Raw genomic sequence first — 22,235 nt, forward strand, 5'->3', positions numbered from 1 at the left:
CTCAGTGCGCTCCCGTGTTGCGGGGGTCGAGCAGGGCACGCAGCCCGTCGCCCAGCAGGTTGATGCCGATCACCGCGATGGCCAGGGCGAAACCGGGGCACAGCGCGATCCACGGCGCCTGTTCCACGAAGGGCCGCGCCTCGCTGATCATCAGGCCCCAGTCGGAGGAGGGCGGCTGCGCCCCCATGCCGATGAAGCTGAGCGAGGCGCCGAGCAGGATGGCGAAGACCACGCGCAGGCTGGCTTCCACCGCCAGCGGCGGCCAGATGTTCGGCAGGATTTCCTTGAACAGGATGTAGGTGGCGCTCTCTCCGCGCAGGTGGGCGGCGGTGATGAACTCCTCCTGCATCAGTTCCAGCGTGATGGCGCGGGTCAGGCGCACCACCTGCGGCACATAGACGATGCCGATGGCGGCGATGGCCTTCCATTGAGCCGGCGGGGTGACGGCCAGCACCAGAATGCCCAGCAGGATCGGCGGGAAGGACATCAGCACGTCCATGGCGCGCATGATCGCCTCGCCGACGCGCCCGCCCTTGTAGCCGGCAACCAGCCCCAGCGGCACGCCGGCCAGCAGGCTCAGCGCCGTGGCGGCGACGCCCATCACCAGCGAGCTGCCGGTGCCGACCAGAGTGCGGCTGAACACGTCGCGGCCGAACTCGTCGGTGCCGAACCAGAAATCGGACCCCGGCGGCTGCAGCCGGCTCATGATGTTCATTTCGTCGTAGGGGTAGGGCGCGAGCCAGGAACCGGCGACGGCCGCCACCACCAGCGGGGCCAGCAGGACGATGCCGACGATCAGCGAGCCGGGCAGCGCGGACATGCGCAGGCGCCGCGGGGCCGGTCGGATGGAAGTCGCGTCGGTCATGTCAGGAGGCCCTCATGCCGTGGCGGATCTTCGGGTTCACGAAGGCGTAGAGCAGGTCGGCGGTCAGGTTGGCGAGACAGTAGGCGGCGGACACGATCAGGATGGTCGCCTGGATCAGCGGCAGGTCGTGGCGCTGGATCGCGAACAGCAGCAGCCGTCCCATGCCTGGATAGGAGAAGATCGTCTCGATCACCACCACACCGCCCAGGATCAGGCCGAAATCGATGGCCAGCACCGTGATCGTCGGCAAAAGCGCGTTCTTCAGCGCGTGGCGCAGGATCACCACCGATTCCGGCATGCCCTTGGCGCGGGCGAACTTCACGTAGTTGGTCTGGAGAACGTCGATCATGCTGGAGCGGGTCAACCGGGCGATGCGGGCGAGCAGCATCAGCACCAGCGTGACGACCGGCAGCACCAGATGGGCGGCCCAGGGCAGGAAACCCTCGGAGATCGGGGTATAGCCGCCGGTGGGCAGCAGCTTCAGGTAGCTGCCGAAGATCAGGACCAGCACGATGGCCCAGAAGAAGTCGGGAACCGCGATGCCGAGATAGGAGATTCCGGAGACCATCTGGTCGGTCAGCTTGCCGCGCCGCACCGCCGCCAGCACGCCGAGCGCGATGCCGACCACCGCCACCACCACCAGCGCCACGACGGCCAGCACCAGCGACCGGGCCAGCGCCTCCATCAGGATGGGACCGATCGGCTGTTCCAGCACCAGCGAGCGGCCGAGGTCGCCCTGCAGGATGCCGGCGGCCCAGCGGCCATACTGGACGATCAGCGGCTGGTCGAGGCCCAGCTTGACCGCGATGGCGTCCACGACCTCCTTGGAGGCGAACTGGCCGGCGATCATCGAAGCGACGTCGCCCGGCATCGCCTGGGTCACCAGGAAGATCAGGACCGACATGACCACCAGGATCAGCGCCAGGGAGGCGAGCCGGGTCAGGATGTAGGCGAACATGGCGGCATCCCCGTCGGAAGGAGGAGGGGACCGGCGGCGGGCGCGGCCGGTCCCCGGTTCGGCCTCAATCGACCGACACGTTGCGCAGGTCGAGGAACATCATCGGATGCGACTGGAACCCCTTGACCTTGGCGTTCAAACCGTTGATGTGGTTGATGACGTAGGGAATGACGCCCGGCGAATCCTCCACCGCCAGCGCCTGGACCTGGGTGTAGAGCGACTTGGCCTCATCCTCGCTCTTGGCCTGGCGGGCGCCGTCCAGCAGCGTGTCCATCTTCGGGTTGGAATAGCTCCACAGCGCGGTGTTCCACGACCCGCGCGAATGGTACCAGGGGTAGACGGACGTATCGACGGTCGGGCGGCTGAAGAAGCCGTCGATGTAGAAGCCGGCCTTGCCCTCGATGTCCTTCAGGAAGACGTCGAAGGGCACGCGCTGCACATTGACGGTGATGCCGGCCGGCTTCAGCAGCTCGCGCACGGCGAGGCCGAGCCGTTCGCGGGTGGCGCGGCCGGCGGGCGTGTGCAACGTGACCTCGAACCCGTTGGGATATCCCGCTTCCGCCAGCAGCTTCTTCGCGCCCGCCGGATCGCCCTTGGCGATCTTCAGGTCCTTGTTGAAGAAGGGATGGCTGGGCGGGATCGGCGAATGGGTCGGCGTGCCGTTGCCGAACAGCGCGATCTGGGTGATGGCCTGCTTGTCCATCGCCATCGCCACCGCCTTGCGCACGCGCGGATCGTCGAAGGGCTTCACCGTGTTGTTCATGATGACGCCGTCCCAGGTGGATGTCGGGACGGAATCGACCTTCAGCTTCGTGTCGGCCTTGACCTTCTCGATGGCCTCCAGCGGCAGGTTCCACACCAGATCCAGTTCGCCGGTGGTCAGCGCCGCCACCTGGGCCGCCGATTCCGGCAGGATTCGCACCACCACCTCGTCCAACTTCGGCAGCCCCGGTTCGAAGTAGTTGGCGTTGCGCTTCAGGACGACGCGGTCGCCGGGGGCGAAGGACACGAACTCGAACGGGCCGGTGCCGACCGGCTTGGTGGCCAGCGTGTCGACGGCGTCGCGCGGAACGATGCGCGCCTGCCGCTCGCCGAACAGTTCGGCGAAGCCTGCATAGGGGCTCTTCAGCTGGAACTGGACGGTCGCCGGGTCCAGCGCCTTCATCGCCTCCACGATCTCGAAATTGACGCGGGCGGTGGAACCGGTCGCCTTGTCCTGGATGCGGGCGATGGTGGCGACGACGTCCTCGGCCTCCAGGTCGCGGCCGTTGTGGAACTTCACGCCCTTGCGGAGATGGAAGGTCCAGGTCTTCAGATCGTCGCTGTGTTCCCAGCGTTCGGCCAGATCGGGTTTCACCGTCATGTCATGGCCGATGATGGTCAGGCCGTTGAAGATCAGGTAGGCGGCGACATACTCCTGCCCGCCCTTCATCTTGGCAGGATCGAGCGTGTTCAGGTTGGAGTCCACCGAGACCTTGAGCGTGCCCGCGGCCTGGACCGACATCGCCGTTCCGGACAGGAGGATCGCCGAGAGCACGGCCCGTGCCACCAAACGTCGCATCATCATGAAAGCCCCTCTGTTTTCCGGTCCTTGCGGTGGACCTTGGTTTCCGCTCGATCCAAACGGTGTCACAAGGCTGCGGCAGGAGGAAAGGGCGGCGGAAGGACGGCCGATCAGGCAAAATTCTGCCCAAATGTTGCGCAGGCGAAGCATGCGCATGGTTTTTGTGCAGCGCACGCGCCGGAAAGTTGCTGAAAATCCTAAGTTTTTTGGCGATTGTTCGACATCGCAGCTTGATCGGAAAACAGGCGGTCACCGACGCGCCCGCAGCGGATCATGATCGTTTTTCATCGGGATCATGAATCCCCGGCATGGTGCAGAGTTGAAGCAGGCTCGAGAGGTCCGCTTCCAACTCCAGGCTTTGCAATTTCAAATGGAGGAGCTCCGCTCCCTCCGCCCCGATCGCATGGGCAGCGCAGCTATTGAACTTGGCGGCATGCTCCGCTGCCGACAGGGGGCGGGCCACCGTGCCGCGCGCCGACGGGCAGAAGCGGGTGATCCGCTCCCCCGCCACCGTTTCGACGATCACCTCCGCGCCTTCCGGCGCAAGCCGCGCACGGTCGGCGTCGGCGTTCCAGTCCGGATCGGCCGCCATGGAGACACGCCCCATCGCCGCACCCAGCGCCGGATCCGTCAGCATGGTCCGGCTCAGATGCTCCAGTGTCAGGGTGCCGTGCCGCATCACGCAGGCAACGGCGAAATGCAGGCTGAAGCGAGCCTCTCCCGCCGTCGCCGGGCGGTCATAGGTCAGGTTGGCGGCCACCACCGGCGGAACGCGGCAGTGGACGGACGCGATGTCGGCGGCGCTCAGCTGTCGCTCCGCCATCAGGTCGCGCAGCGCATCCATGGCGGCATGGGAGGACAGGCAGACCGGGTAGAGCTTGGTGTCGATGCCGGGATCGAGAAGACGCCAGCGCCTTCCGAGCGACTCCAGTGCGGTCGGATCGAACCGGTCCTCCGCCACCAGCCGGGCGAAGCCGCGCGGATCCTCCACGACGCCATGCGGGACGGTGAGGCCGCGCGCGGCAAGGCGGGCGGCACGCACCCCGTTCGCCGCCGCCTGTGCGGCCAGCAGCGGCTTGGCCCCGGTGCCGAAACAGGCGCGCAGGCCACCGGTGCCGCAGAGCGCGAAAGCGACGGCATCTGCGGCCGAAATTCCGTCCAGTCCCAGCGCCTTGGCTGTCGCCGCCGCAGCGCCGACCGTGCCGAACAGGGCGGTGGTCCACCAGCCGGCATGGTAGACGCCATTGCCGACCGCCTCCGCCAGGGCATATTGCGCCTCGGCCCCGGCCACCACGGCGGTGAGCAGGTCGCTCCCCGTGCCGCCGGCCATCCCGGTTGCCGCCAGCGCCGTCGGCACCAGGATGGCGGAACCATGGACGAAGCCGGCGTAGCTGTTGTCGTCGAAATCCAGGGCATGGGCGGCAGCGGCATTGGCGAACGCTGCCCCTTCCATGCACAGGCGTCCGCCCGCCAGAAGCGGTGCCGGACCAGGAGCGTAGGTGTCGCGCGCAACATCGGCGGCCAGCATCGCAGCCTCCGTACCCGCGCCGGCCAGCGCCACGCCCAGCGTATCGACGATGCAGCACAGCGCGACGGCGGCTGCCGGCGCCGGGATGTCGGCCCGCCGCAGGCCCGCCACCCAATCGCCGATGCGACGGGCCGCCGGGATGGGACGGGCAGGCGCGTCAGGGGACGTCGTCATGGATGGAACTCCGGCAGGGGATCGATATCCCTGCGAGGCTGCCGCGGAAGCCCGCACACCGGTCAGCTGAAGAAATTTATTTCATGATCGGCATGAATGCCGTTCATGGCGGCTCTGTTCACGAGCCCTATACATAAGATAGTATGCAGATCGCTGTCCGAACCCGCCGGCCACCGGGAGCCTGATCGAAGCCCCATGCATCACCGAGACTTCGACCTTGGATCCCTCGAGGTATTCGTCGCCGTGGCCGAATTGGGAAGCATGACGGGCGCCGCCCGCAGGCTTGGGCTGACCCAGTCGGCCGTTTCGCATGTCGTGCGTCAACTGGAAACCGCCTTCGCCAGCCAACTGCTCGACCGCAGCATCCGGCCGATGGCCCTGACCGCCGCCGGCCAGCGGCTTTGGCATTGGAGCAACCGCATCCTGACCGATGCGCGGCAGTTGCCGGCAGCCATCGGCGGGGCCGACGCGTCCTTCATGCCGGAGCTGCGCATCGGCTGCATCGATACGCTGGCGGCCCCCTTCATCCCGCGGCTGCTGCAACGGCTGCGTGACAGCGTGCCGTCCTTCAGCATCGCATCCGGCCTTTGCGGGCAATTGCGCGAACAGTTTCTCGCCCGCCGGCTGGACGTGCTGTTCACCATCGACAGTTTCGACGACATGGACCAGGTCGACAGCCTGCGCCTGCTGGTCGAACCCTTCGTGCTGCTGCTGCCGCGCAATTGGCCCGACGTCGCCGACGAGGCCGCACTGCGGACATTGTCGCGGGCTCTGCCGCTGATCCGCAGCACGACGGACAGCGCGCTGGGCCGGCTGGTGGACCAGCATCTGCGGCGGCTGGGCATGGAGGTGCCGCGCAGCTTCGCCTTCGACGCCACGGATACGGTGATGGCCATGGTGGCGGAGGAGATGGGGTGGAGCCTGCTTCCGCCCACCGCGCTGGTGAAGAGCCGCCAGCACCTCGGCCATATCCGCGTGCTGCCGCTGCCCACCTCGGGATTCCGCCGGTCCATCCATCTGGTGACCCGGAAGGGCGAGTTGGGCGGGTTGCCCGAAGGCATCCACAAGGCCGGGCGGGCGGTGATCCGGCAGGGCTATTTCACCGAGGTCTTCGCCAATTCGCCCTGGCTCAAACCGATGATCGGCCGGTAGCGGTCCCGATTCCGGCTGCCGCTCCCGACGCGCAAGACTTTCGGCGGCTTCGGCGGATTATTCCGGGCGCCCGCGCGTAATCAAGGAAACGAACGATCGAAACGGGCGCCGCTCTTCGGTGGCGCGAGGTGACCGGATCGAGCCATCCGAACCGCGGAGGCCACCATGACCTATCCCCGCTGGGCCACCGGCCTTGCCATCTCCGTGATCGCCGCCATCGGCGTCCTGCTGGCGCTGGACTGGATCACCGACGAGCGGCTCGGGGCCTGGGCGCCCTATTCCATCGGAGTCGCGCTGATCCTGCTGATGCTTCTGTCGTTCGGCGCCATGCCGCGAGCGGCTGCGACCCGTGCATCACGGCGCCGCAACGGCGGGGATCTTTGAAAGCGGAGGGACATCATGAGCCTGCACACCGATCCCGACGAGCGCACCGGCCTCTTCGCCGAGGGTTTCGAAACCTATGTCGCGCGCGAACACTGGGCGCCGATCCTCACCCAGGCGCTTCTCTATGGAACCACCCTGGTGGTCGTCGCGCTCCTGCTGGGTCTGCCGGTCCTGAACGCGCTGGCGCTGGTGCATGTGGTGGCCTCCGTATCCGGCTTCTTCGGCGGCCTGCTGGCGATGCGGCTGGACGAGATGGAGCCTGGATCGGCCGCGGTCGCCATCGCGCGGCGGAGCCTTGCGGCGCTGCTGGTGTCGGGCACCGCGCTGCTCCTCGTGCCCTTCGCGCAGTGAGGCCGTTTCCGCATCCGCCGGGGGATCAAAAGGCCGGGGGATTAAAATGGCTTGCCGCGCGAACACATGGAAGCAGCCCCATCCATGGAGCGACGATGTGACGTTCAGCCTGCGAAGCCAGTTGTCGGATCACGTCCGCACGTTGCGCCGCTATGCGATGACCCTGGTGCGCAACCGGGACGACGCGGAGGATCTCGTGCAGGAGACACTGGTGCGGGCCATCGCCGGTGCCAGGACCTATCGGCCGGAGGCCAACCTGCGCTCCTGGCTGTTCGGTATCCTGCACAACGTCCATGTCAGCGACCTGCGCCGCGATCAGGTGCGGACCCGCGCGGCGGCGTCCATCGAACCGCTCGTCCGCAGCGACGTCGCCCCCAATCAACCCGATCAGGTCGAGCTTGCCCGCACCATGGAGGCCTTCGCCCGGCTTCCCGAGGATCAGCGGCGGGCGCTGATGCTGGTCGCGGTCGACGGGTTGAGCTACCAGGAGGCCGCCGGGATTCTCGGCATTCCGCTTGGAACGCTGATGTCGCGCCTTGCGCGCGGGCGGGAGGCCCTGCGCGCCGATGTACGCGGTGACTTGCGCGGGGATGAAGGCCGCGGGGATGACGGCCGACCGGCCCCTTTGCGGGTGGTGAAGTAAGCCATGATGGGGAACGGGATGAACGGTGAGCGGCAAGCCGACCTGCACGCCTACATCGATGGCGAACTCGATGCCGAGCGCCGGATGGCGTTCGAAGCGTTCCTCGCCTCCAACCCGGCGGTCGCCGCCCGGCTGCACGACTATCTCCATCAAAGGGAGATCCTGCGGCATGGCTTTGCGCGGACGGCCGGCGATCCTCCCCAACACACGGAAAGCCTGACCGGGCGCCTGTATGGCCGCTTGCGCATGGAGCGCGTCGTCCGGCGCTTCGGCCCGCTGGTGGCGGCGGTCCTGCTGCTGGTGGGCGGCGCCAACATCGCGGCCCTGGTTCATCACCAGCAGAAGACTGCCTCCTATGCCGTACCCGAATTTGCGGAGGAAGCCGCCGAGATGCACGCGACGGCCGTCAGCCAAAGCCTGGCATTCTCGGACCTGTCCCCGGCGGACCTGAAGGCGATGGCCGAGGGGCTTCCCCACCGCCTCGGTGCGATCACCGTCAACCTGCCGGCCTTGGACCCGAACCTCCTCACGCTGGTGCGGGCGACCTTGGTGCCGTTGAGCAGCGGCGTCGGTCTGCAGTTCGTCTACCGCGAGAGGGATGGCGAGATGCTGACGCTTCTGGTCGTCGCCGAGGATCCGATTGACGACAGGGGCCTGTACGCCGTCGAACAGCGCGGGCTTCAGCTGGTCTATTGGCGCAACGGTGCCACCGCCTACACCCTCGCGGGCAGCCGGTCGGACGGCGACCTTCTCGTGGTTGCCAAGAAAATGGCAGACAGCGTGCGGCGGTCCTGATCGACATCGGGCGAGGCGAAGCTTTTCACGCCGACAGTGTGGCCCGGACCACAGCGGGCGCCAGGCCGGTCACGGCAGGATGTGGGTCTTCCCCGGCCCTGGTCCTTGCGTGAAGGAAATGCCCGATGTGCAGACTTGCCGCCATCCCCCTGTTCCTGACCCCCCTGTTCCTGGCCCCCCTGTTCCTGACCCTCGTCGCTGCATTCCCGGCCGCCGTCCGGCCGGCCTCCGCGTTCGAGGTGCAGTCCGGCGGCATCCCGCTGCCGGCCGCAGCGACCTTGATGCCGGCGCACCGCGCCGGCACCGCATCGCCGGCCGCCGGCGTTGCCTTTCCACCCTGGATGGGCGGCGGCCGGACGGGGGCTGAAGCCATGGCCGCCGGGCTGCCGGGGATGAGGAGCGCAGGAGCGCCGCCGCAGGGCAGGGCAACGGGGGCGGGTGCCCCTGACCGCGCGGCGATGAACGAACAGCTGTTCGGGATCAGGCGCTGACCGGTGCCGACCGCGCGCATTGCGCGCCTCGCATCCCCGTAATCCCGGACTGCTGCAAGTATGGGGAAGCCGGCCGCGATTCTCGGCCAATTCGGAAGCAGGCGGCGCTGAACCGGTGCGGTTTCAACGGGATGGGGTTACCCAAGAATTCGGGGGGACCCTGCTTCCCGGACGAAGACTAAGATGCAGGTCATCAGACAAAGGGCAATGAAGAAAACAGGGGGAAATCATGCTGCGGACTGCCGTCATCGCAGTCGGCGCCCTGCTGCTTCTGCCGCTGTTTCTGGCTGGGCAGGGAATGGCCGACCGGGCGAAAGCGCCCGACGACGCGCGTGCCTACATCCTGTGGCCGTCCAACGGGACGGTCATCAATGGCGGGAAGTTCTGGGTGCGCATGGGGCTCCAGAACATGGGGGTGGCGCCGGCCGGCATCAGCCATGCCGATACCGGGCACCATCACCTGCTGATCGACACCGACCTGTCGAACCCGGACGAACCGATCCCCAATGACAAGCAGCACCTGCATTTCGGCGCCGGCCAGACCGAAGCGCGGCTGGAGTTGCCGCCAGGAACCCACACGCTGCAGATGGTGCTGGGCGATGCCGACCATATTCCGCACAACCCGCCGGTGATGTCGGAGAAGGTGACAATCACCGTCCGCTGACCGGTCCCGGCCGGCTGATGTCCGCCGGTTCATGTTCGTCAGGGAGGGCACCATGAAGACTGGATCGTCCGTGCTTGCCGCCGGCCCCGGTCCGCGCGCCGCTTTGAAACTGCTGCTGTGGGGCGTGCTGTCGGTTGCGCCACTGATCGTGACGGCGAGTCCCGCGGCTGCGGCCGAGGCGTCTCCCGACCGGACGGCCGAGCCGAAGCCCGCGACCGCGGAGCAGGCACCGCCCGCCGCACAGCGGACGCCCGGCCGCAAGGAGGCATGGCTCTACATCGGCTGGCCCAACAACGGCCAGGTGGTGGGAACGCGCTTCAAGGTGTGGTTCGGGCTGCGGAATTTCGGCGTCGCGCCGGCCGGCGTGCGCAAGGACGGCACCGGGCACCACCATCTGCTGATCGATACCGACCTGAAGAACCCTGGCGAGCCGATCCCCAGCGACAAGCAGCACCTGCATTTCGGCAAGGGCCAGACCGAAACCATCCTGGAACTGCCGCCGGGGCGGCACACGCTGCAGCTGGTCCTGGCCGACGCAGACCATGTGCCGCACGACCCGCCGATCATGTCGAAGAAGATCACCATCACCGTCCGTGCCGACCGCGGCCAGCAAATGTCGGCGCGGTGACGGCCCAAAGCCCGAGACCCGGCCCCGGACGCACCAACCCACAGGAGACAGCGCCCATGAGCATGGTCCGGTTCCTTGGTTCGCTCGGGGTTTCCGCCGGCCTGACGCTGGCGCTGGGCGGCTGCTTCACGTCGGGCGAGATGGCCCGCGTGGTGCAGCAGCCGAAGACGCCCGCCGTCCGCACCATCAGCAGCTTCAGCGAGGCGTTGCGCTGCATGGACACGCTGCTGTGGACCCACGGCAAGCGCGACATCTACATCACCGCCAACGGCCTGCCCGACGCCACCGGCCGGGTGGCCGGCGGCACGAAGGAGATGCTGATCACCGCCGTCTCCCGCATGTCGGAGACGTCCAACGCCTTCCGCTTCGTGGATTTCGAACCGGCGCTGGACGACGTCAACGCGCTGTACTGGATGATCGGGGTGCAGCCGAACTTCCGCGCGCCGTCCTACTACATCCGCGGCGCCATCACCCAGCTGGACGACAATGTGGTCAGCGAGGCGGCGGGGGCGGGGCTGTCGCTGCCGAAGCTGGACCTCGGCGTATCGGCCGACCAGGTGATGTCGATGGTCTCCGTCGACCTCAATGTCGGGGAGCTGGTGACGCGCCAGATCATTCCCGGCATGTCGGCGTCCAACACGCTGGCGGTGGTGTCGTCGGGGCGCGGGGCGGATGCCGGCGGGGTGATCGGCAAGGCCGGACTGTCCTTCAACATCTCGCTGAACCGGTCGGAGGGGCTGCACCAGGGCGTGCGCACGCTGGTCGAACTCAGCACGATAGAGGTGCTGGGCAAGCTGACCCGCGTGCCCTACTGGCAATGCCTGGGCATCGACCAGACCAACCCCGCCTTCATGGCGGAGGCGCGCGGATGGTTCGACGGCATGGCGCCGGCGGAGCGCGTCACCTTCACCCAGCGCGCGCTGTCGGCGCAGGGCTATTACGACGGGCCGGTCAACGGGCAGCTCGACCAGCGGACCGCCGAGGCCGTCGGCCGCTTCCAGGCGGACAGCGACCTGATCGCCACCGGGCGCATCGATTTCGACCTCTACCAGCGCCTGCTTGCCAAGCCGCCCGGCCAGGGCGGGGCGCCGCCGGCCCGGCTGCAGAGCGTCAGCAATGCCGGCGGCGAGGGGCTGCCGCGTCCCCAGCCGTCGCCGGCCAAACTCGACCTGCTGCTGTCGTCGGACCGCGGCCCGGCACCGCGCTACCGCGCCGGGGAGGCGCTGGTGGTGCGGATGCAGCCGACGGCGGACGGCTTCGTCTACTGCTATTACCGCGACGCCGCCGGCACGGTTTCCCGCATCTTCCCCAACCGTTTCCAGCCCGACGCCTTCGTCGAAGCGGGCCGGCAGGTGGAAATCCCGCCCGGCGTGCAGAAGCCCTTCAATCTGCGGATGGACCGTGCGGGCGCGGAAGAGACGGTGGCCTGCATCCTGTCGCATGACGAGATCGGCGTGCGGATCCCGGAAGCGCTGAAGAGCGAGGATCTGCAGCCCATCCCCGGCACCGCGCTGGATGACGTGATCAACGCCTTCGCGACGGCCAAGGGGAGCGACGCCCGCGCCAAGCGGCTGTCGGTGAAGGTGCTGCCGGGCACGCTGGCGCAGGACGGGTAGGCCCGTCCTCTCCGGAAAACCGCCGCCGACTGTTGGCCGGCTCACAGCGCGGGGGAGGGGGGAGCGATAGAACCAGGGGCAACGCCGTTCCTTCTCCTGTCCATGGAGCCTCAGATGACGAAGTCCATCCTGTCCCCCATCCTGGCCCAGGCCCTGGCCGCCACCCTGCCGATGCTGGCCGCAGTTTGCGCCGGACCGGCATCCGCCCAGACCGTGGAAGGGTCCGGCCCGTCGAAGGTGATGATGTTCGACCGGCCGCCCAGCGTGGAGGAACTGCGCGAGGTGGTGGCCCCGGAACCGAAAATCCGCACCCGCAGCATCGAGATCATCGGCGGAGCGGCCGGCGCCGCCGCCAAGCGCCCGCGCCCCATCGACGAGATCAACTACGGGACGGCACCCGTCCCGCCCGCGGCGCAGCCGGTTCCTCAGTACGATGCCCAGCCTGCCGCCCAACCCGCCCCGACCCGCCCCGCCCCCAAGCAGCGCCGGCAGGAGGCGCGGATGGAGGCCCCGGCAGTCGAGCCGCCCGCCACCCCCGCCGAGCAGGCGGGTGAGGCGCCGCAAGCCTTCGGGTTCCGCATCAACTTCGCCCTCAATTCCGCTGAGATCCCGGCGGACTCCGCCTCCTACATCGACGCCGTCGGCGCGCTGATGAAGGAGGATCCGAACCTGGGACTGACGGTTGAGGGGCACACGGACGCCAGCGGCAGCCTTCCCTACAACCTGCTGCTGTCGCAGCGGCGCGCGGTGTCGGTCGGCGAGTATCTCGTCCGCGTCCACCAGATCGATCCCAAGCGCATCACCGTGGACGGCAAGGGGCCGTCCGCGCCGCTCGCCGCCAATCCCTATGACGGCCGCAACCGGCGCGTCGAATTCAAGCCGACCCATTGAGCGGCGGCCGGAACGGAGGGGATGTCATGAAGCACGCCTTGCTCCTCGCCGCCTGCCTCGGCTTGGCCGTCACCGGTGCCGCCGACGCCACGCTGGTCCGCAAGAAGAGCCCGGAGAATTCCGGCGCCGCCAGCGGCGGGGCCCAGAGTGGTGGTGTTCAAGGTGGCGTGGACGTCGCCCCGGCCGGCACGCGGGTCCGCGTTCAGTGCTGGCAGGACGGCCACAAGATCATCGACGAGGCGGACCTCGCCGTCGTCTCGCTCAGCATCGCCAGCCAGATCAACGGGCTGCGCTTCCGCCGCAACGGCGGGACGGATGGGACGGTGTCGGTGATGACGCAGTCCCGCACCGCCTGCCTGCTCGCCCCCGATGACGGAAAAGGCCGCAGCCGCGACTGACGAGCCCCAACCAATAAGGTGACCATCATGTCCAAGAGAACTCTCTCCCATCTGCTGGGTGCCGCCGCCGTCGCGGCCCTGGGCTGCGGGCTCGCCCCCGGGGTGCGGGCGGAGGCCGTGGTGGTGGCGTCCAGCGCGCCCGGCTACGTCCAGGGCCAACTCGTCGCCGACGGTCAGGCCGTCCGGCTTCCCGACGGGGCCAACGCGACTCTGCTATTCGCCAACGGCCGCCTGCTGCGGCTGCGCGGCCCCTATGACGGTGTTCCCGGCGAGATGGCCGACAGCGCCGTTTCGGCCCGTGCCGGTCCCGTCGACGACCGCTTCATGCAGAGCGACCTGGGTGCGGCCCGCGCCCTGGGAAACCCGCTGGAGGCGGCGCTGGAGCGGGCGCTGACGATCGACCCGTCCGTTCCCGGCATCCGCTGCGTCAGGGCCGGAAGCCCGCCCATGCTGCGCCGCCCGGTGGAGCCCGGACTGGACGGCATGCTGCTGCAGGAGATGGGCGGCGGAAGGCGCGCGGCGGTCGGTTGGACCGGTACCGGCTTGGCACCTTGGCCGCCGGGCCTTCCATTGACCGACGGTGCGGACATCGCGGCCCTGCGGCCGGATGGAACGCCGATCGGCACCTTGCATGTCCGCTTGGTCGATGCGACGGCCGGGGCGGCGCTGGCGGTGGGCATGGCCTCGGCCGGCTGCACCGGGCAGATCGGCGCGGCAATGGCGGCCTTGCGCGACGCGACGGTGCCGCTTGCCCTCTTTCTCACCGCGGATCCGGCTTCCGCAGCTGGTGCCGGGGCCACCTACCGGCCGGGCGAGGATATCCGGCTGCTGGTCCAGACCGATCGCGACGCACACCTTTACTGCTATCTGCGCAATGCGCGCGCCCAGCTGATCCCAATCTTCCCGGCCGGCGGCGCCATGAGCGCCCAAGTGGCCGGCAATGCGCCGGTCAGCCTGTCCGGCGACCGCATGCCCCTGCGGGCCGGCGACGGTCCCGCCGATCTCGAGGTGCGCTGCATCGCCGCCAGCCGCAATCTGGACGGCGAGATGCCCGGCCGCACCGCCGCCTTCCGCCCGCTTGGCGAGGAGGCCGCCGTCCAGCTCGATCGCGCGGTCTCCCGCCTGCGCGAGACCGAGGTGGCATCCGCACAGCTTGTCCTGAAGGTTCGCTGAGGAGCCGCATGGACGGTGCACCCGCGACCTCCAGGGAGAGACCGCCGGCCTCTCCCGCCGTAAAGCCGGAGCCGCCGGAGCCGCCGGAGCCCGGCCGGCGCCGTTGGCCGGGGATGCGGCTGGCCGTGGCCGCCGTGCTGGGCAGCATGCTGATGGCGCTTGCCGCCGCAAGGCTGGTGCCGCCGCTGCGCACCGCCGACGAAAGCCTGGGCGACCGGCTGATCGCCGCGTCGGCACCGGCCCGGCCGCAGCATCCGGCCATCGCGCTGGTGCTGTTCGGAGAGGACAGTTTCGCCGGGCTCGCCTGCCGGTCGCCGGTGGATCGCGGCATGCTGGCCGACATGATCGGCGTGCTGGAAGCGGCGCGGGTCCGCGCCATCGGCATCGACGTGCTGTTCGACCAGCCGACCCTGCCGGCGCTGGACGAGCGGCTGCGCCGCGCCATGCTCGGCGCGTCGGTTCCGGTGGTCGCGATCACCGCGCTGGAACAGACTCCGCTGACCGAACGGCAGCGGCGCTTTCTGAACGACTTCACCGAAGGTCTGCCGCGCGGACACGCCAATCTGGCGAAGGACCGGCTGGATGCCGCGGTGCGCTGGCATGTCCCTTTCGGCGGCGACGGCACGCCCAGCCTGCCGGTGCAGCTCGCCCGTGTCGGCGGCGTGTCCGGCGTGCCGGCGGAGCCCTTCCGCATCGACTGGCATGGCCGGCCGGACGGCGCCACCGCCCCCTTTCCCATCTATCCCGCGGAGGCGGTCGCCCTGCTGCCCAAGGACTGGCTGGCCGGGCGGATGGTGCTGGTGGGGACGGCGCTGGCGGGCATCGACCAGCACCGCACGCCGCTGTCGCCCGCCGGCTCCTCGACGGCGGGCGTGGAGATCGAGGCGCATGTGCTGGCCCAGCTGCTCGACGGGCGAAGCAGCCCGCGCCTTCCCGTCGCGGGGGAGGCGGCGCTGGCGCTGCTGATGGCGGCGGCCGGGGTGGCGGTGGCGCTGGCCGGGCTGCCGTTGTGGTTGCTGGCGTCGGTAGGCCTGCTTGTGCCGGCGGCAGGCTGGACCGGCGCGGCGGCGCTGTTCACGGCGGGCGGACCACTGGTGCCGCTGGTGGCACCGTCGCTGGCCTGGGTGGCCGGCATCGCCGCCATGACCGTGCAGCTGTCCTTGCGGGAGCGAGCCGACCGGCGTGTCATGATGCAGCTGTTCGCCAACCACGTCTCGCAGCCGGTGGCGGAGGAGATCTGGCGCGAGCGCGCGACCTTCATGGCCGGCAACCGCCCGCGCCCGCAGCAGCTGACCGCGACCGTGCTGTTTTCCGACATAGAAGGCTTCACCACCATCTGCGAAGCGCTGGAGCCGGAGCCGCTCATTCGCTGGCTGGAGGGCTATCTCGACGCCATGGTGCGCATCGTCACCGCCCATGACGGGGTGGTGCTGCGCTTCGTCGGCGATGCGATCCTTGCGGTCTTCGGCGCGCCGGTCGCCCGCACCACACAGGCGCAGATCGACGCCGACGCCCTCCGTGCCGTCCGCTGTGCCCTGCAGATGGGGCGGGAGCTGGTGGCGCTGAACCGGCAATGGCAGGCGGAGGGGCTGCCGCCGGTCGGCATCCGCGTCGGCCTGCACACCGGTCCCCTGGTGGCCGGCAGCCTGGGCGGGCTGCGCCACAGCGAATATTCGCTGCTGGGGGACACCGCCAACACCGCCGCCCGGCTGGAGGCCTACGGCAAGCTGGTCGACGCCCGGACGTCCCGCCACTGCCGCATCATCGTCGGCGACCCGACCTGGCAGGCGGTGCGGCAGGATGTCCAGGGCCGCTGCACCGCGCTTCCGGTGGGAGAGGTGGCGCTGAAGGGCAAGACCAGGACGGTGCGCATCTGGCTGCTGGTCGACGACGGCGATGCCGACGGTTGCGTGTGAGGACAATCAAAAAAATCATGCGCGATGCGCGCAGTAATCCCTTCGGTCTGCCACCTCCTCTTTTGCCGGAGTTAGGCAGAAGGGGCGTCTTGGCATTGTTTGTTGCCGCGGGTATGCTTCTTCCATCCATGGCGGGTTGCCGGAAATATCCGGAAATATTTTGAACAGCCCATCGCTATGCGCCGTAAGCTTCGCCGGCTGACCCGTAGATGGATGTGACAGTCGGACGTGATCGATGGAGTGCGGCGCCTCTTTGCCCAGGTACGGAGGCGGGGATGGTGGAACCGGTCGGACCCTGCCGGAAGGTTTTCGCGGTGCTTGTGCTCCTGCTGGTGATCGCGGGACCGGCGGGGTTTGCGCGCGCGGCCGGACCTGCTGCTTCCGGGGCAACCTCCGGCGGTGCGGCGGCGGAAAGCCGTCTGGCGCTGGTCATCGGGGTCAGCAACTACCGCAACGCGCCCGAACTGCTGAACCCGCGCAACGACGCGCGTGCCATCGGCGAGGCACTGCGGGCCCTGAATTTCACGGTGGACGAGCAGTACGACCTGGACGCCCGCGGCTTCGCCACCGCCCTGCGCCAATTCGGCCTGAAGGCCTCGCAGGCCGACGTGGCGGTGATCTTCTACGCCGGGCACGGCATCCAGGTGAACGGCGTCAACTATCTGCTGCCCGCCGACGCCCAGTTGGAGCGGGAACGCGATCTGGTCTATGAGGCGATCCCGCTCAACCTGCCGATGGGGGAGCTGGCCGGCGCGCGCAAGCTCGGCATCCTCATCCTCGACGCCTGCCGCAACAATCCCTTCGTCGACCGCCTGACCCGCAGCGGGTCGAACCGCAACCAGGCGCATCCCGGCCTCGGCAGCGTGGACGACACGCCCAGCGACACGCTGGTGGCGATGGCGACCCGCGCCGACCAGCTGGCGGAGGACGGCACCGGCGACCACAGCCCCTTCAGCGCGGCGCTGCTGCAGCATCTCCAGACACCCGGCCTGGAACTGAGCCTGTTCTTCCGCAACGTGCGCGATACGGTGAAGCAGGCGACCAACGGCCGGCAGGAGCCGTTCGTCTATGGCTCGCTCGGCGCCACGCCCTTCTATTTCAACCCCCGCCCGCCCAACCGGCCGCCGGTGGTGGGAGAGTTGCGGGCGCTGACCCTGCTCGACCGCGCCAGCCCGGAACCGCTGGCGCCCGGCAAGCCGACCGACCCCGACGACGACCAGATGTACGCCCGCGTCACCGGCCTGCCGCGCGGCGGCACCGTCCGCGTCGGGGAGCGCAGCGTCCTGATCGGCGATTACCTGACGGTGGAGCAACTGGCGGCCACCAGCTTCAAGCCCGACGGCAGTTTCCGCGGGGAGGCCGGCGCCTTCGAATTCCTGGTGGCCGACGGCCGCGGCGGCACGGTGACCGGCACCATCCCCGTCACCATCCGGCCGAGCAACCAGCCGCCGGCCGTGGTGGCGGAACGCAAGCTGCGGGCCGTCGGCAACCCAATGGGAATCGACGCCCCGGCCGATCCGGACGGCGACGCGCTGGCCGTCACCGTTACCGCCGTTCCCGACCGCGGCAGCGTCCGCAACGGCGGCGCCGTGGTGAAGCCGGGCGACCGGCTGACCGTCCAGGCACTGACCGCCCTGACCTTCGACCCGGAAGCCGCGGCGCCGGGGCCAGCCGGATCCTTGCGCTACAGCGTCGATGACGGGCGCGGCGGCATCGCCACGGCAAGCGTCGGGGTGGAGATCGCGCCGCCGGGAACCACGCCGGTGGCGGAACTGGAGGACAGCGTCTGGAAACGCATCCAGTCCAGCAGGGAGCCCGGCGACTATCAGGCCTTCCTGCAGCTGTTCGGCGGCAGCGGCTACGCCCCGATCGCCCGCCGCCAGATGGAGACGCTGAAGCTGGCCGGCAGGCCGGCGGAGACGGCGCCCCAACCGAAGGCGGAGCAGCCGAAGACGGAACAACCTAAAACAGAGCCTAGGGCCGAGGTCGCGCTGGGTCCCGGATTGGAGCCGGCCGATCCCGGGCGCTACACCGTCACCGCCGACGGCGTCCTGCGGGCGACGCCGGCCAATGGCGGCGCGCGGGTCGGCCGGGTGGCGCGCGGGGCGACGGTCCAGGTACTGGGCCGCGTGCCGGAGGGCGGGTGGTACCGCATCGCGCTGGAGGACGGCACGCAGGGTTTCGTCGCCGCCGCCCTGCTGAAGCACGAGCCGCCGCCCGCTCCGCAGCCTGCCGCTGCACCACAGCCCGCGTCCCAGCCGGCCGAACCCCAGGTGGCGGCTGCGGCTCCGCCGGGGCCGGCCAACGGGGCGGCGCGCAATCATGGTGCCGGCAACAGCTTCCAGGACTGCCCGACCTGTCCGGTGCTGGTGCGGGTGCCGGCCGGCAGCTTCATGATGGGGAACGACAAGGGCGACCCGTCTGAGCGGCCGGTGCACCGCGTCACCATCGCCAAGCCCTTCGCGCTCGGCATGTATGAGGTGACCGTCGGCGAATGGCGCGCCTGCATGCAGGAGGGGGGCTGCACCGACCTGCCGCGCATGGTCAAGGTCACCGACACCTCACCCGTCCACAATTTGCATTGGCAGGATGCCCAGGCCTATGTGGCGTGGCTCAGCCGCAAGACGGGACAGCGTTACCGCCTGCCGAGCGAGGCGGAATGGGAGTTCGCCGCGCGGGCCGGCACCGCCACACCCTATTGGTGGGGGGCGGGCGCGGAAGTCCAGGCCGACTGCGACGATTGCGGCGGCCCGCACGAACACCTGACGCCCGCTGCGGTCGGCAGCTACAAGCCGAACCCCTTCGGCTTGCACGACATGAACGGCGGGGTGGCGGAATGGGTGGCCGATTGCTGGAACCGCAACTACCAGGGCGCGCCCGCCGACGGCGGCGCCTGGACCCAGGGCAACTGCCGCAAGCGGGTGCTGCGCGGCGGATCCTGGCGCGACCGGCTTGAGGTGATCAACGGCACCGTGCGCAACAGCTACGATGTCGACGTGCGCTATCTCACCAACGGCTTCCGCGTCGCCCGGGACGTGAACTGAGCACCTTCAACGCTGCACGGTGACGGTCGTCTGGGTCGCCCGGTTGCTCCTGCCGACTGCGGTGTTGGTCGTGGTGTTCACATTGTTGACCTGCACCCCGCCCTGGGCCAGCGCCGAGGGCAGATGCGGCAGCGGCCCGGCGGTGTTCATCAGCAGGTCCAGCGTCGACGGGCCTTGCGGCTTGGCGGGCGGCGCGGGCGCCGGTTCCGGTTCGGGAGCCGGCGCGGGAGCGGCGGTTTCCACCGGTCCGGCGCTGTCGTCGCCAAGCTGCTGCTGGCTGATGTTGCCGTCGCCGAAGGCGAAGTTCAGCGCGCTGTTGAAGTTGTTCACGATGAAGGGCGCGTCGATGAAGGTGAAGCTCGGGTCGACCGGCTGCACCGGCGGCTGGCGGCTGGCGGCCAGCGGCTGCCCCTTGCTGAAGCCGGCGAGATAGCCGGCATCGCCGCGGATGCGGGTGATCGACTGCTGGTGCATGGAGGACCGGCTGACCGACGGGTTGGTCACCATCGCGCCGGGAGGAGCGCCACGGCGGTTCAGGTCCACCGACACCGGCAGGCGCGGCACCTGGGCGAAGGCCTGCGCCATCGCCGCGCCGGGGATCGGGCCGGACGGGAAGGCGATGCCGCCGGTCACCTGTGCGGAGGCCGTCCCGGCGGTCAGCAGCAGGGCGGTGGACAGAAGGATCATGCGGGGCGACGGCATGGCGGGCTCCCTTGAAACTGTTGGCCGGGACTGGCGGCCGGGCATGGGGAGCAGGGTAGGGCCGTCCGCGGGCAGGCGCTGTGGCGCGGCTCACAGTCTGTCGGAGGATTGGCGGCTCAGTCGCAGGATTCGGCGATCTCGTCCAGCGCCTGGGCATCGCGGATGACGATGCAGCCGGCATCCATCCCGATCACGCCGGCGCGCTGCCATTCGTTCAGCAGCTTGTTGACGCTTTCCCGCGACACGCCGACGAGACAGCCCAACTGCTGCTGCGACAGCTTGATGTCCAGCCGCAGCCCCTCCGGCCCCGGCCGCCCGAAGGCCTCGCCCAGCCGTTTCAGCGCGCGGGCGAAGCGGGAGGGCGCTTCCAGGAACAGCGTGTCCTCCAGATGCTCGCTGGTCTGGCGCAGCCGCTTGCACAGCACGCTGATGATGCGGAATGCCAGATCGGGCCTTGCCGTCAGCACCGGCATCAGTTGCGACCGGTCGAGGACCAGCAGGTCGGTTTCCTCCAGCGCCACTGCGTCGGCGGTGCGCGGCTCGCCGTCCAGCAGGGCGATCTCGCCGAACAGGCCGCCCTTGTTGATGATGCTCAGCACCAGTTCCTTGCCGTCCATGGAATGGCAGCAGATCTTCACCCGGCCGCGGATGACCGCCATCATGCTGTCGCCGGGGTCGCCCTTCTGGAAGATCATGGCGCCGCGCGGGTGGTGCGACAGCCGGGCGGCGGTCGCCAGCCTGTGCCGTTCCTCGCGCTCCAGATGCTTGAGCAGGAAATGCCCGGCGAGGACGAGATCCTTGTCGAAATTGATCCGTATCGCGGTCATGGCTGCCCCCTGGCTGACGTCGCGGGCCGGTCCTCTAACCAGGGCATGGTACGCCGGCAACCGGCCCGTCCCGCCCCGTCAGGGGCGGTACGCCGTCGTTGGCGCTTCTGCTCCGTTCGTGTGCGGACCGGACACGAAAAGGGCGGCCGGTGCCCGCCGGTCGCCCTTCGATCGCGATGACGGAATGAGGAGCCCCACCGTCAGCGGAAGATCGCCTTGGGCGGCAGCGGCTGCGGGTTCAGGGCGCGCTCGCCGCCAAAGGTGGGGCCCGGCGTCAGCCCCGGCAGGGTCGGCGTGCCGCAGGTCAGGCAGGGCGGCGGCTTCGGAATGCCGGGCGCCGGCCGGAGGATCAGCGGGCCGAGGGTGGTTGCCCGCGTGTAGGACATGGTCGGCGTCGCGGCGAAGGCCGGCGCCGCGGCAAGCGTGGCGAGCGTCAGCGACAGGGTCAGAAGGCGGGACATGGCGGTGTCTCCGGTTCGGTTGGGATCAGAGGTCGGGGTCTTCGTCGTCGTCGAAATCCAAGGAGCGGGCCTGGGGGCCGAAGGGGAAGTCGCGGCGATCAAGCAGGCCACGCAGGTCGGGAGCGACGGCGCGGGGGAGCAGTCGGATGTCCGCATTGGGAATGATTTCCGACTGCGGGTCGGACGGCGTGGCGGAACAGCGGGTCCGGCCGTCGAGCGTCACGCAGCTCAGCGTGCCTGAGCCCCGCATGCAGACGGTCTTGCCGTTGACCGTCTGGCAGGCGAGGGAGACGGCCTGCGCCGGGGCCGTCGAGGCCCCGAACAGCAGGACGGGCGCGACGAAGGCCAGGATCATCGGGAACTTCGCCATCGGTGGTCTCCCGGACGAAAGAGGTAGGCAAAAGGCTGCAGGGCGGGCTGCAGGGTCTGGAAAGGCTTTGCTCAGCGGCGAAGGCCGGTCAGCGACTGGGCGGCGCTGTTGCCGAGGCCGGCGGTGACGTTTGTGCCGATCCCGACATTGGTGCTGACCAACGGGCCGCGCCCGCTGAAGTTCAGCCCGACCTGGACGCCGTTGCCCTGGAAGCCGAGCAGCTTCTGTCCGGCCGTGTTGCCGATCCCGGCGGCGACGTTGGTGGCGGTGCCGACATTGGTGCTGACCAGCGGGCCGACGCCGCGGATGGGAGCGCCACTGCCCTGCAGGACGGTGCCCTGCTGCTGCGCCGAATTGCCGATGCCGGCGCCGACATTGTTGGCGTTGGCGACGTTGGTGCTGACCAGTCCTGGCACCGACATCAGCGACGGCATGCCGGTGCCGGCACCGGTCTTGGGCTGCGCCAGCGCGGGTGTCGCGAGCAGGGCGGCGGCGAGGGTGGCGAAAGCGATCTTGCGGATCATGGCGGGAGTTCCTTCGGTGGGGGTGAGGCTTCGGGCTTCCGTGCTCCGGCGTTCTTGCGCGGCGTTCTTGAAGAGAGCTTAGCCAAGCGCCTGAAATTGCTCTGTGAGTTGGCCCA

General features: G+C 69.3%; 23 protein-coding genes. 14 read left to right on the forward strand and 9 right to left on the reverse strand.

Features of this window, described 5'->3' with window-relative positions; translation table 11 throughout:
* Position 1 precedes the first annotated feature (1 nt).
* The 4 genes from VD964_RS19145 to VD964_RS19160 all read right to left on the reverse strand — a co-directional run bounded on the left by VD964_RS19145 (position 2) and on the right by VD964_RS19160 (position 5,089).
* Positions 2 to 865, reverse strand: coding sequence for an ABC transporter permease (locus VD964_RS19145; protein ID WP_324870109.1), 864 nt, complete (start codon positions 863 to 865; stop codon positions 2 to 4).
* A 1-nt stretch (position 866) separates the two neighbouring features.
* Complete coding sequence (locus VD964_RS19150) at positions 867 to 1,823, reverse strand: ABC transporter permease (RefSeq protein WP_324870110.1); 957 nt, start codon at positions 1,821 to 1,823, stop codon at positions 867 to 869.
* Between the two features lie 64 nt (positions 1,824 to 1,887).
* Positions 1,888 to 3,390, reverse strand: a complete 1,503-nt coding sequence (locus VD964_RS19155) for an ABC transporter substrate-binding protein (protein WP_324870111.1) — start codon at positions 3,388 to 3,390, stop codon at positions 1,888 to 1,890.
* A 268-nt stretch (positions 3,391 to 3,658) separates the two neighbouring features.
* The gene (locus VD964_RS19160; RefSeq protein ID WP_324870112.1) at positions 3,659 to 5,089 is read right to left on the reverse strand and encodes an MmgE/PrpD family protein; all 1,431 of its coding nucleotides are present in this window, start codon (positions 5,087 to 5,089) and stop codon (positions 3,659 to 3,661) included.
* 153 nt (positions 5,090 to 5,242) lie between these two features.
* Here VD964_RS19160 and VD964_RS19165 point away from each other — a divergent pair, with 153 nt between their 5' ends.
* The 14 genes from VD964_RS19165 (at position 5,243) to VD964_RS19230 (ending at position 19,235) form a co-directional block, all read left to right on the forward strand.
* On the forward strand, positions 5,243 to 6,241 hold the full coding sequence (locus VD964_RS19165; RefSeq protein WP_414637211.1) for a LysR family transcriptional regulator: 999 nt from the start codon (positions 5,243 to 5,245) through the stop codon (positions 6,239 to 6,241).
* 165 nt (positions 6,242 to 6,406) lie between these two features.
* A complete protein-coding gene (locus VD964_RS19170; RefSeq protein ID WP_324870114.1) occupies positions 6,407 to 6,625 on the forward strand; it encodes a hypothetical protein in 219 nt (72 codons plus the stop codon).
* Positions 6,626 to 6,640: 15 nt separating this feature from the next.
* Positions 6,641 to 6,976: a hypothetical protein gene (locus tag VD964_RS19175; RefSeq protein ID WP_324870115.1), complete on the forward strand. Its 336-nt coding sequence runs from the start codon at positions 6,641 to 6,643 to the stop codon at positions 6,974 to 6,976.
* 97 nt (positions 6,977 to 7,073) lie between these two features.
* Complete coding sequence (locus VD964_RS19180) at positions 7,074 to 7,619, forward strand: sigma-70 family RNA polymerase sigma factor (protein WP_324870116.1); 546 nt, start codon at positions 7,074 to 7,076, stop codon at positions 7,617 to 7,619.
* A 3-nt stretch (positions 7,620 to 7,622) separates the two neighbouring features.
* Positions 7,623 to 8,414: an anti-sigma factor gene (locus tag VD964_RS19185; protein ID WP_324870117.1), complete on the forward strand. Its 792-nt coding sequence runs from the start codon at positions 7,623 to 7,625 to the stop codon at positions 8,412 to 8,414.
* Positions 8,415 to 8,539: 125 nt separating this feature from the next.
* Positions 8,540 to 8,905, forward strand: a complete 366-nt coding sequence (locus VD964_RS19190; protein WP_324870118.1) for a hypothetical protein — start codon at positions 8,540 to 8,542, stop codon at positions 8,903 to 8,905.
* A 229-nt stretch (positions 8,906 to 9,134) separates the two neighbouring features.
* Positions 9,135 to 9,569, forward strand: coding sequence for a DUF4399 domain-containing protein (locus tag VD964_RS19195; protein WP_324870119.1), 435 nt, complete (start codon positions 9,135 to 9,137; stop codon positions 9,567 to 9,569).
* A gap of 52 nt (positions 9,570 to 9,621) precedes the next feature.
* Positions 9,622 to 10,197: a DUF4399 domain-containing protein gene (locus tag VD964_RS19200; RefSeq protein WP_324870120.1), complete on the forward strand. Its 576-nt coding sequence runs from the start codon at positions 9,622 to 9,624 to the stop codon at positions 10,195 to 10,197.
* A 56-nt stretch (positions 10,198 to 10,253) separates the two neighbouring features.
* Positions 10,254 to 11,813 carry a DUF4384 domain-containing protein gene (locus VD964_RS19205; RefSeq protein WP_324870121.1) on the forward strand — a complete coding sequence of 520 codons (1,560 nt, stop codon included), beginning with the start codon at positions 10,254 to 10,256 and terminating at the stop codon, positions 11,811 to 11,813.
* Positions 11,814 to 11,927: 114 nt separating this feature from the next.
* Positions 11,928 to 12,704: an OmpA family protein gene (locus tag VD964_RS19210; protein ID WP_324870122.1), complete on the forward strand. Its 777-nt coding sequence runs from the start codon at positions 11,928 to 11,930 to the stop codon at positions 12,702 to 12,704.
* Positions 12,705 to 12,730: 26 nt separating this feature from the next.
* Positions 12,731 to 13,102 (forward strand): hypothetical protein, encoded by a 372-nt coding sequence (locus VD964_RS19215; protein WP_324870123.1) that lies wholly within the window; start codon positions 12,731 to 12,733, stop codon positions 13,100 to 13,102.
* Positions 13,103 to 13,129: 27 nt separating this feature from the next.
* On the forward strand, positions 13,130 to 14,275 hold the full coding sequence (locus VD964_RS19220) for a DUF4384 domain-containing protein (RefSeq protein ID WP_324870124.1): 1,146 nt from the start codon (positions 13,130 to 13,132) through the stop codon (positions 14,273 to 14,275).
* An 8-nt stretch (positions 14,276 to 14,283) separates the two neighbouring features.
* Complete coding sequence (locus VD964_RS19225; protein ID WP_324870125.1) at positions 14,284 to 16,191, forward strand: adenylate/guanylate cyclase domain-containing protein; 1,908 nt, start codon at positions 14,284 to 14,286, stop codon at positions 16,189 to 16,191.
* A 314-nt stretch (positions 16,192 to 16,505) separates the two neighbouring features.
* Positions 16,506 to 19,235 (forward strand): SUMF1/EgtB/PvdO family nonheme iron enzyme, encoded by a 2,730-nt coding sequence (locus tag VD964_RS19230; RefSeq protein WP_324870126.1) that lies wholly within the window; start codon positions 16,506 to 16,508, stop codon positions 19,233 to 19,235.
* Positions 19,236 to 19,241: 6 nt separating this feature from the next.
* Here VD964_RS19230 and VD964_RS19235 read toward each other — a convergent pair whose 3' ends face one another.
* The 5 genes from VD964_RS19235 to VD964_RS19255 form a co-directional block, all read right to left on the reverse strand.
* The gene (locus VD964_RS19235) at positions 19,242 to 19,937 is read right to left on the reverse strand and encodes a hypothetical protein (protein WP_324870127.1); all 696 of its coding nucleotides are present in this window, start codon (positions 19,935 to 19,937) and stop codon (positions 19,242 to 19,244) included.
* A gap of 116 nt (positions 19,938 to 20,053) precedes the next feature.
* Positions 20,054 to 20,764 (reverse strand): Crp/Fnr family transcriptional regulator, encoded by a 711-nt coding sequence (locus VD964_RS19240; protein WP_324870128.1) that lies wholly within the window; start codon positions 20,762 to 20,764, stop codon positions 20,054 to 20,056.
* 200 nt (positions 20,765 to 20,964) lie between these two features.
* Positions 20,965 to 21,225, reverse strand: coding sequence for a hypothetical protein (locus tag VD964_RS19245; RefSeq protein WP_324870129.1), 261 nt, complete (start codon positions 21,223 to 21,225; stop codon positions 20,965 to 20,967).
* A 25-nt stretch (positions 21,226 to 21,250) separates the two neighbouring features.
* Positions 21,251 to 21,595: a hypothetical protein gene (locus VD964_RS19250; RefSeq protein ID WP_324870130.1), complete on the reverse strand. Its 345-nt coding sequence runs from the start codon at positions 21,593 to 21,595 to the stop codon at positions 21,251 to 21,253.
* Positions 21,596 to 21,666: 71 nt separating this feature from the next.
* The gene (locus VD964_RS19255) at positions 21,667 to 22,119 is read right to left on the reverse strand and encodes a hypothetical protein (RefSeq protein WP_324870131.1); all 453 of its coding nucleotides are present in this window, start codon (positions 22,117 to 22,119) and stop codon (positions 21,667 to 21,669) included.
* Between the last annotated feature and the right edge of the window lie 116 nt (positions 22,120 to 22,235).

The organism is Azospirillum sp. (assembly GCF_035628975.1).
Lineage (GTDB): Bacteria > Pseudomonadota > Alphaproteobacteria > Azospirillales > Azospirillaceae > Azospirillum.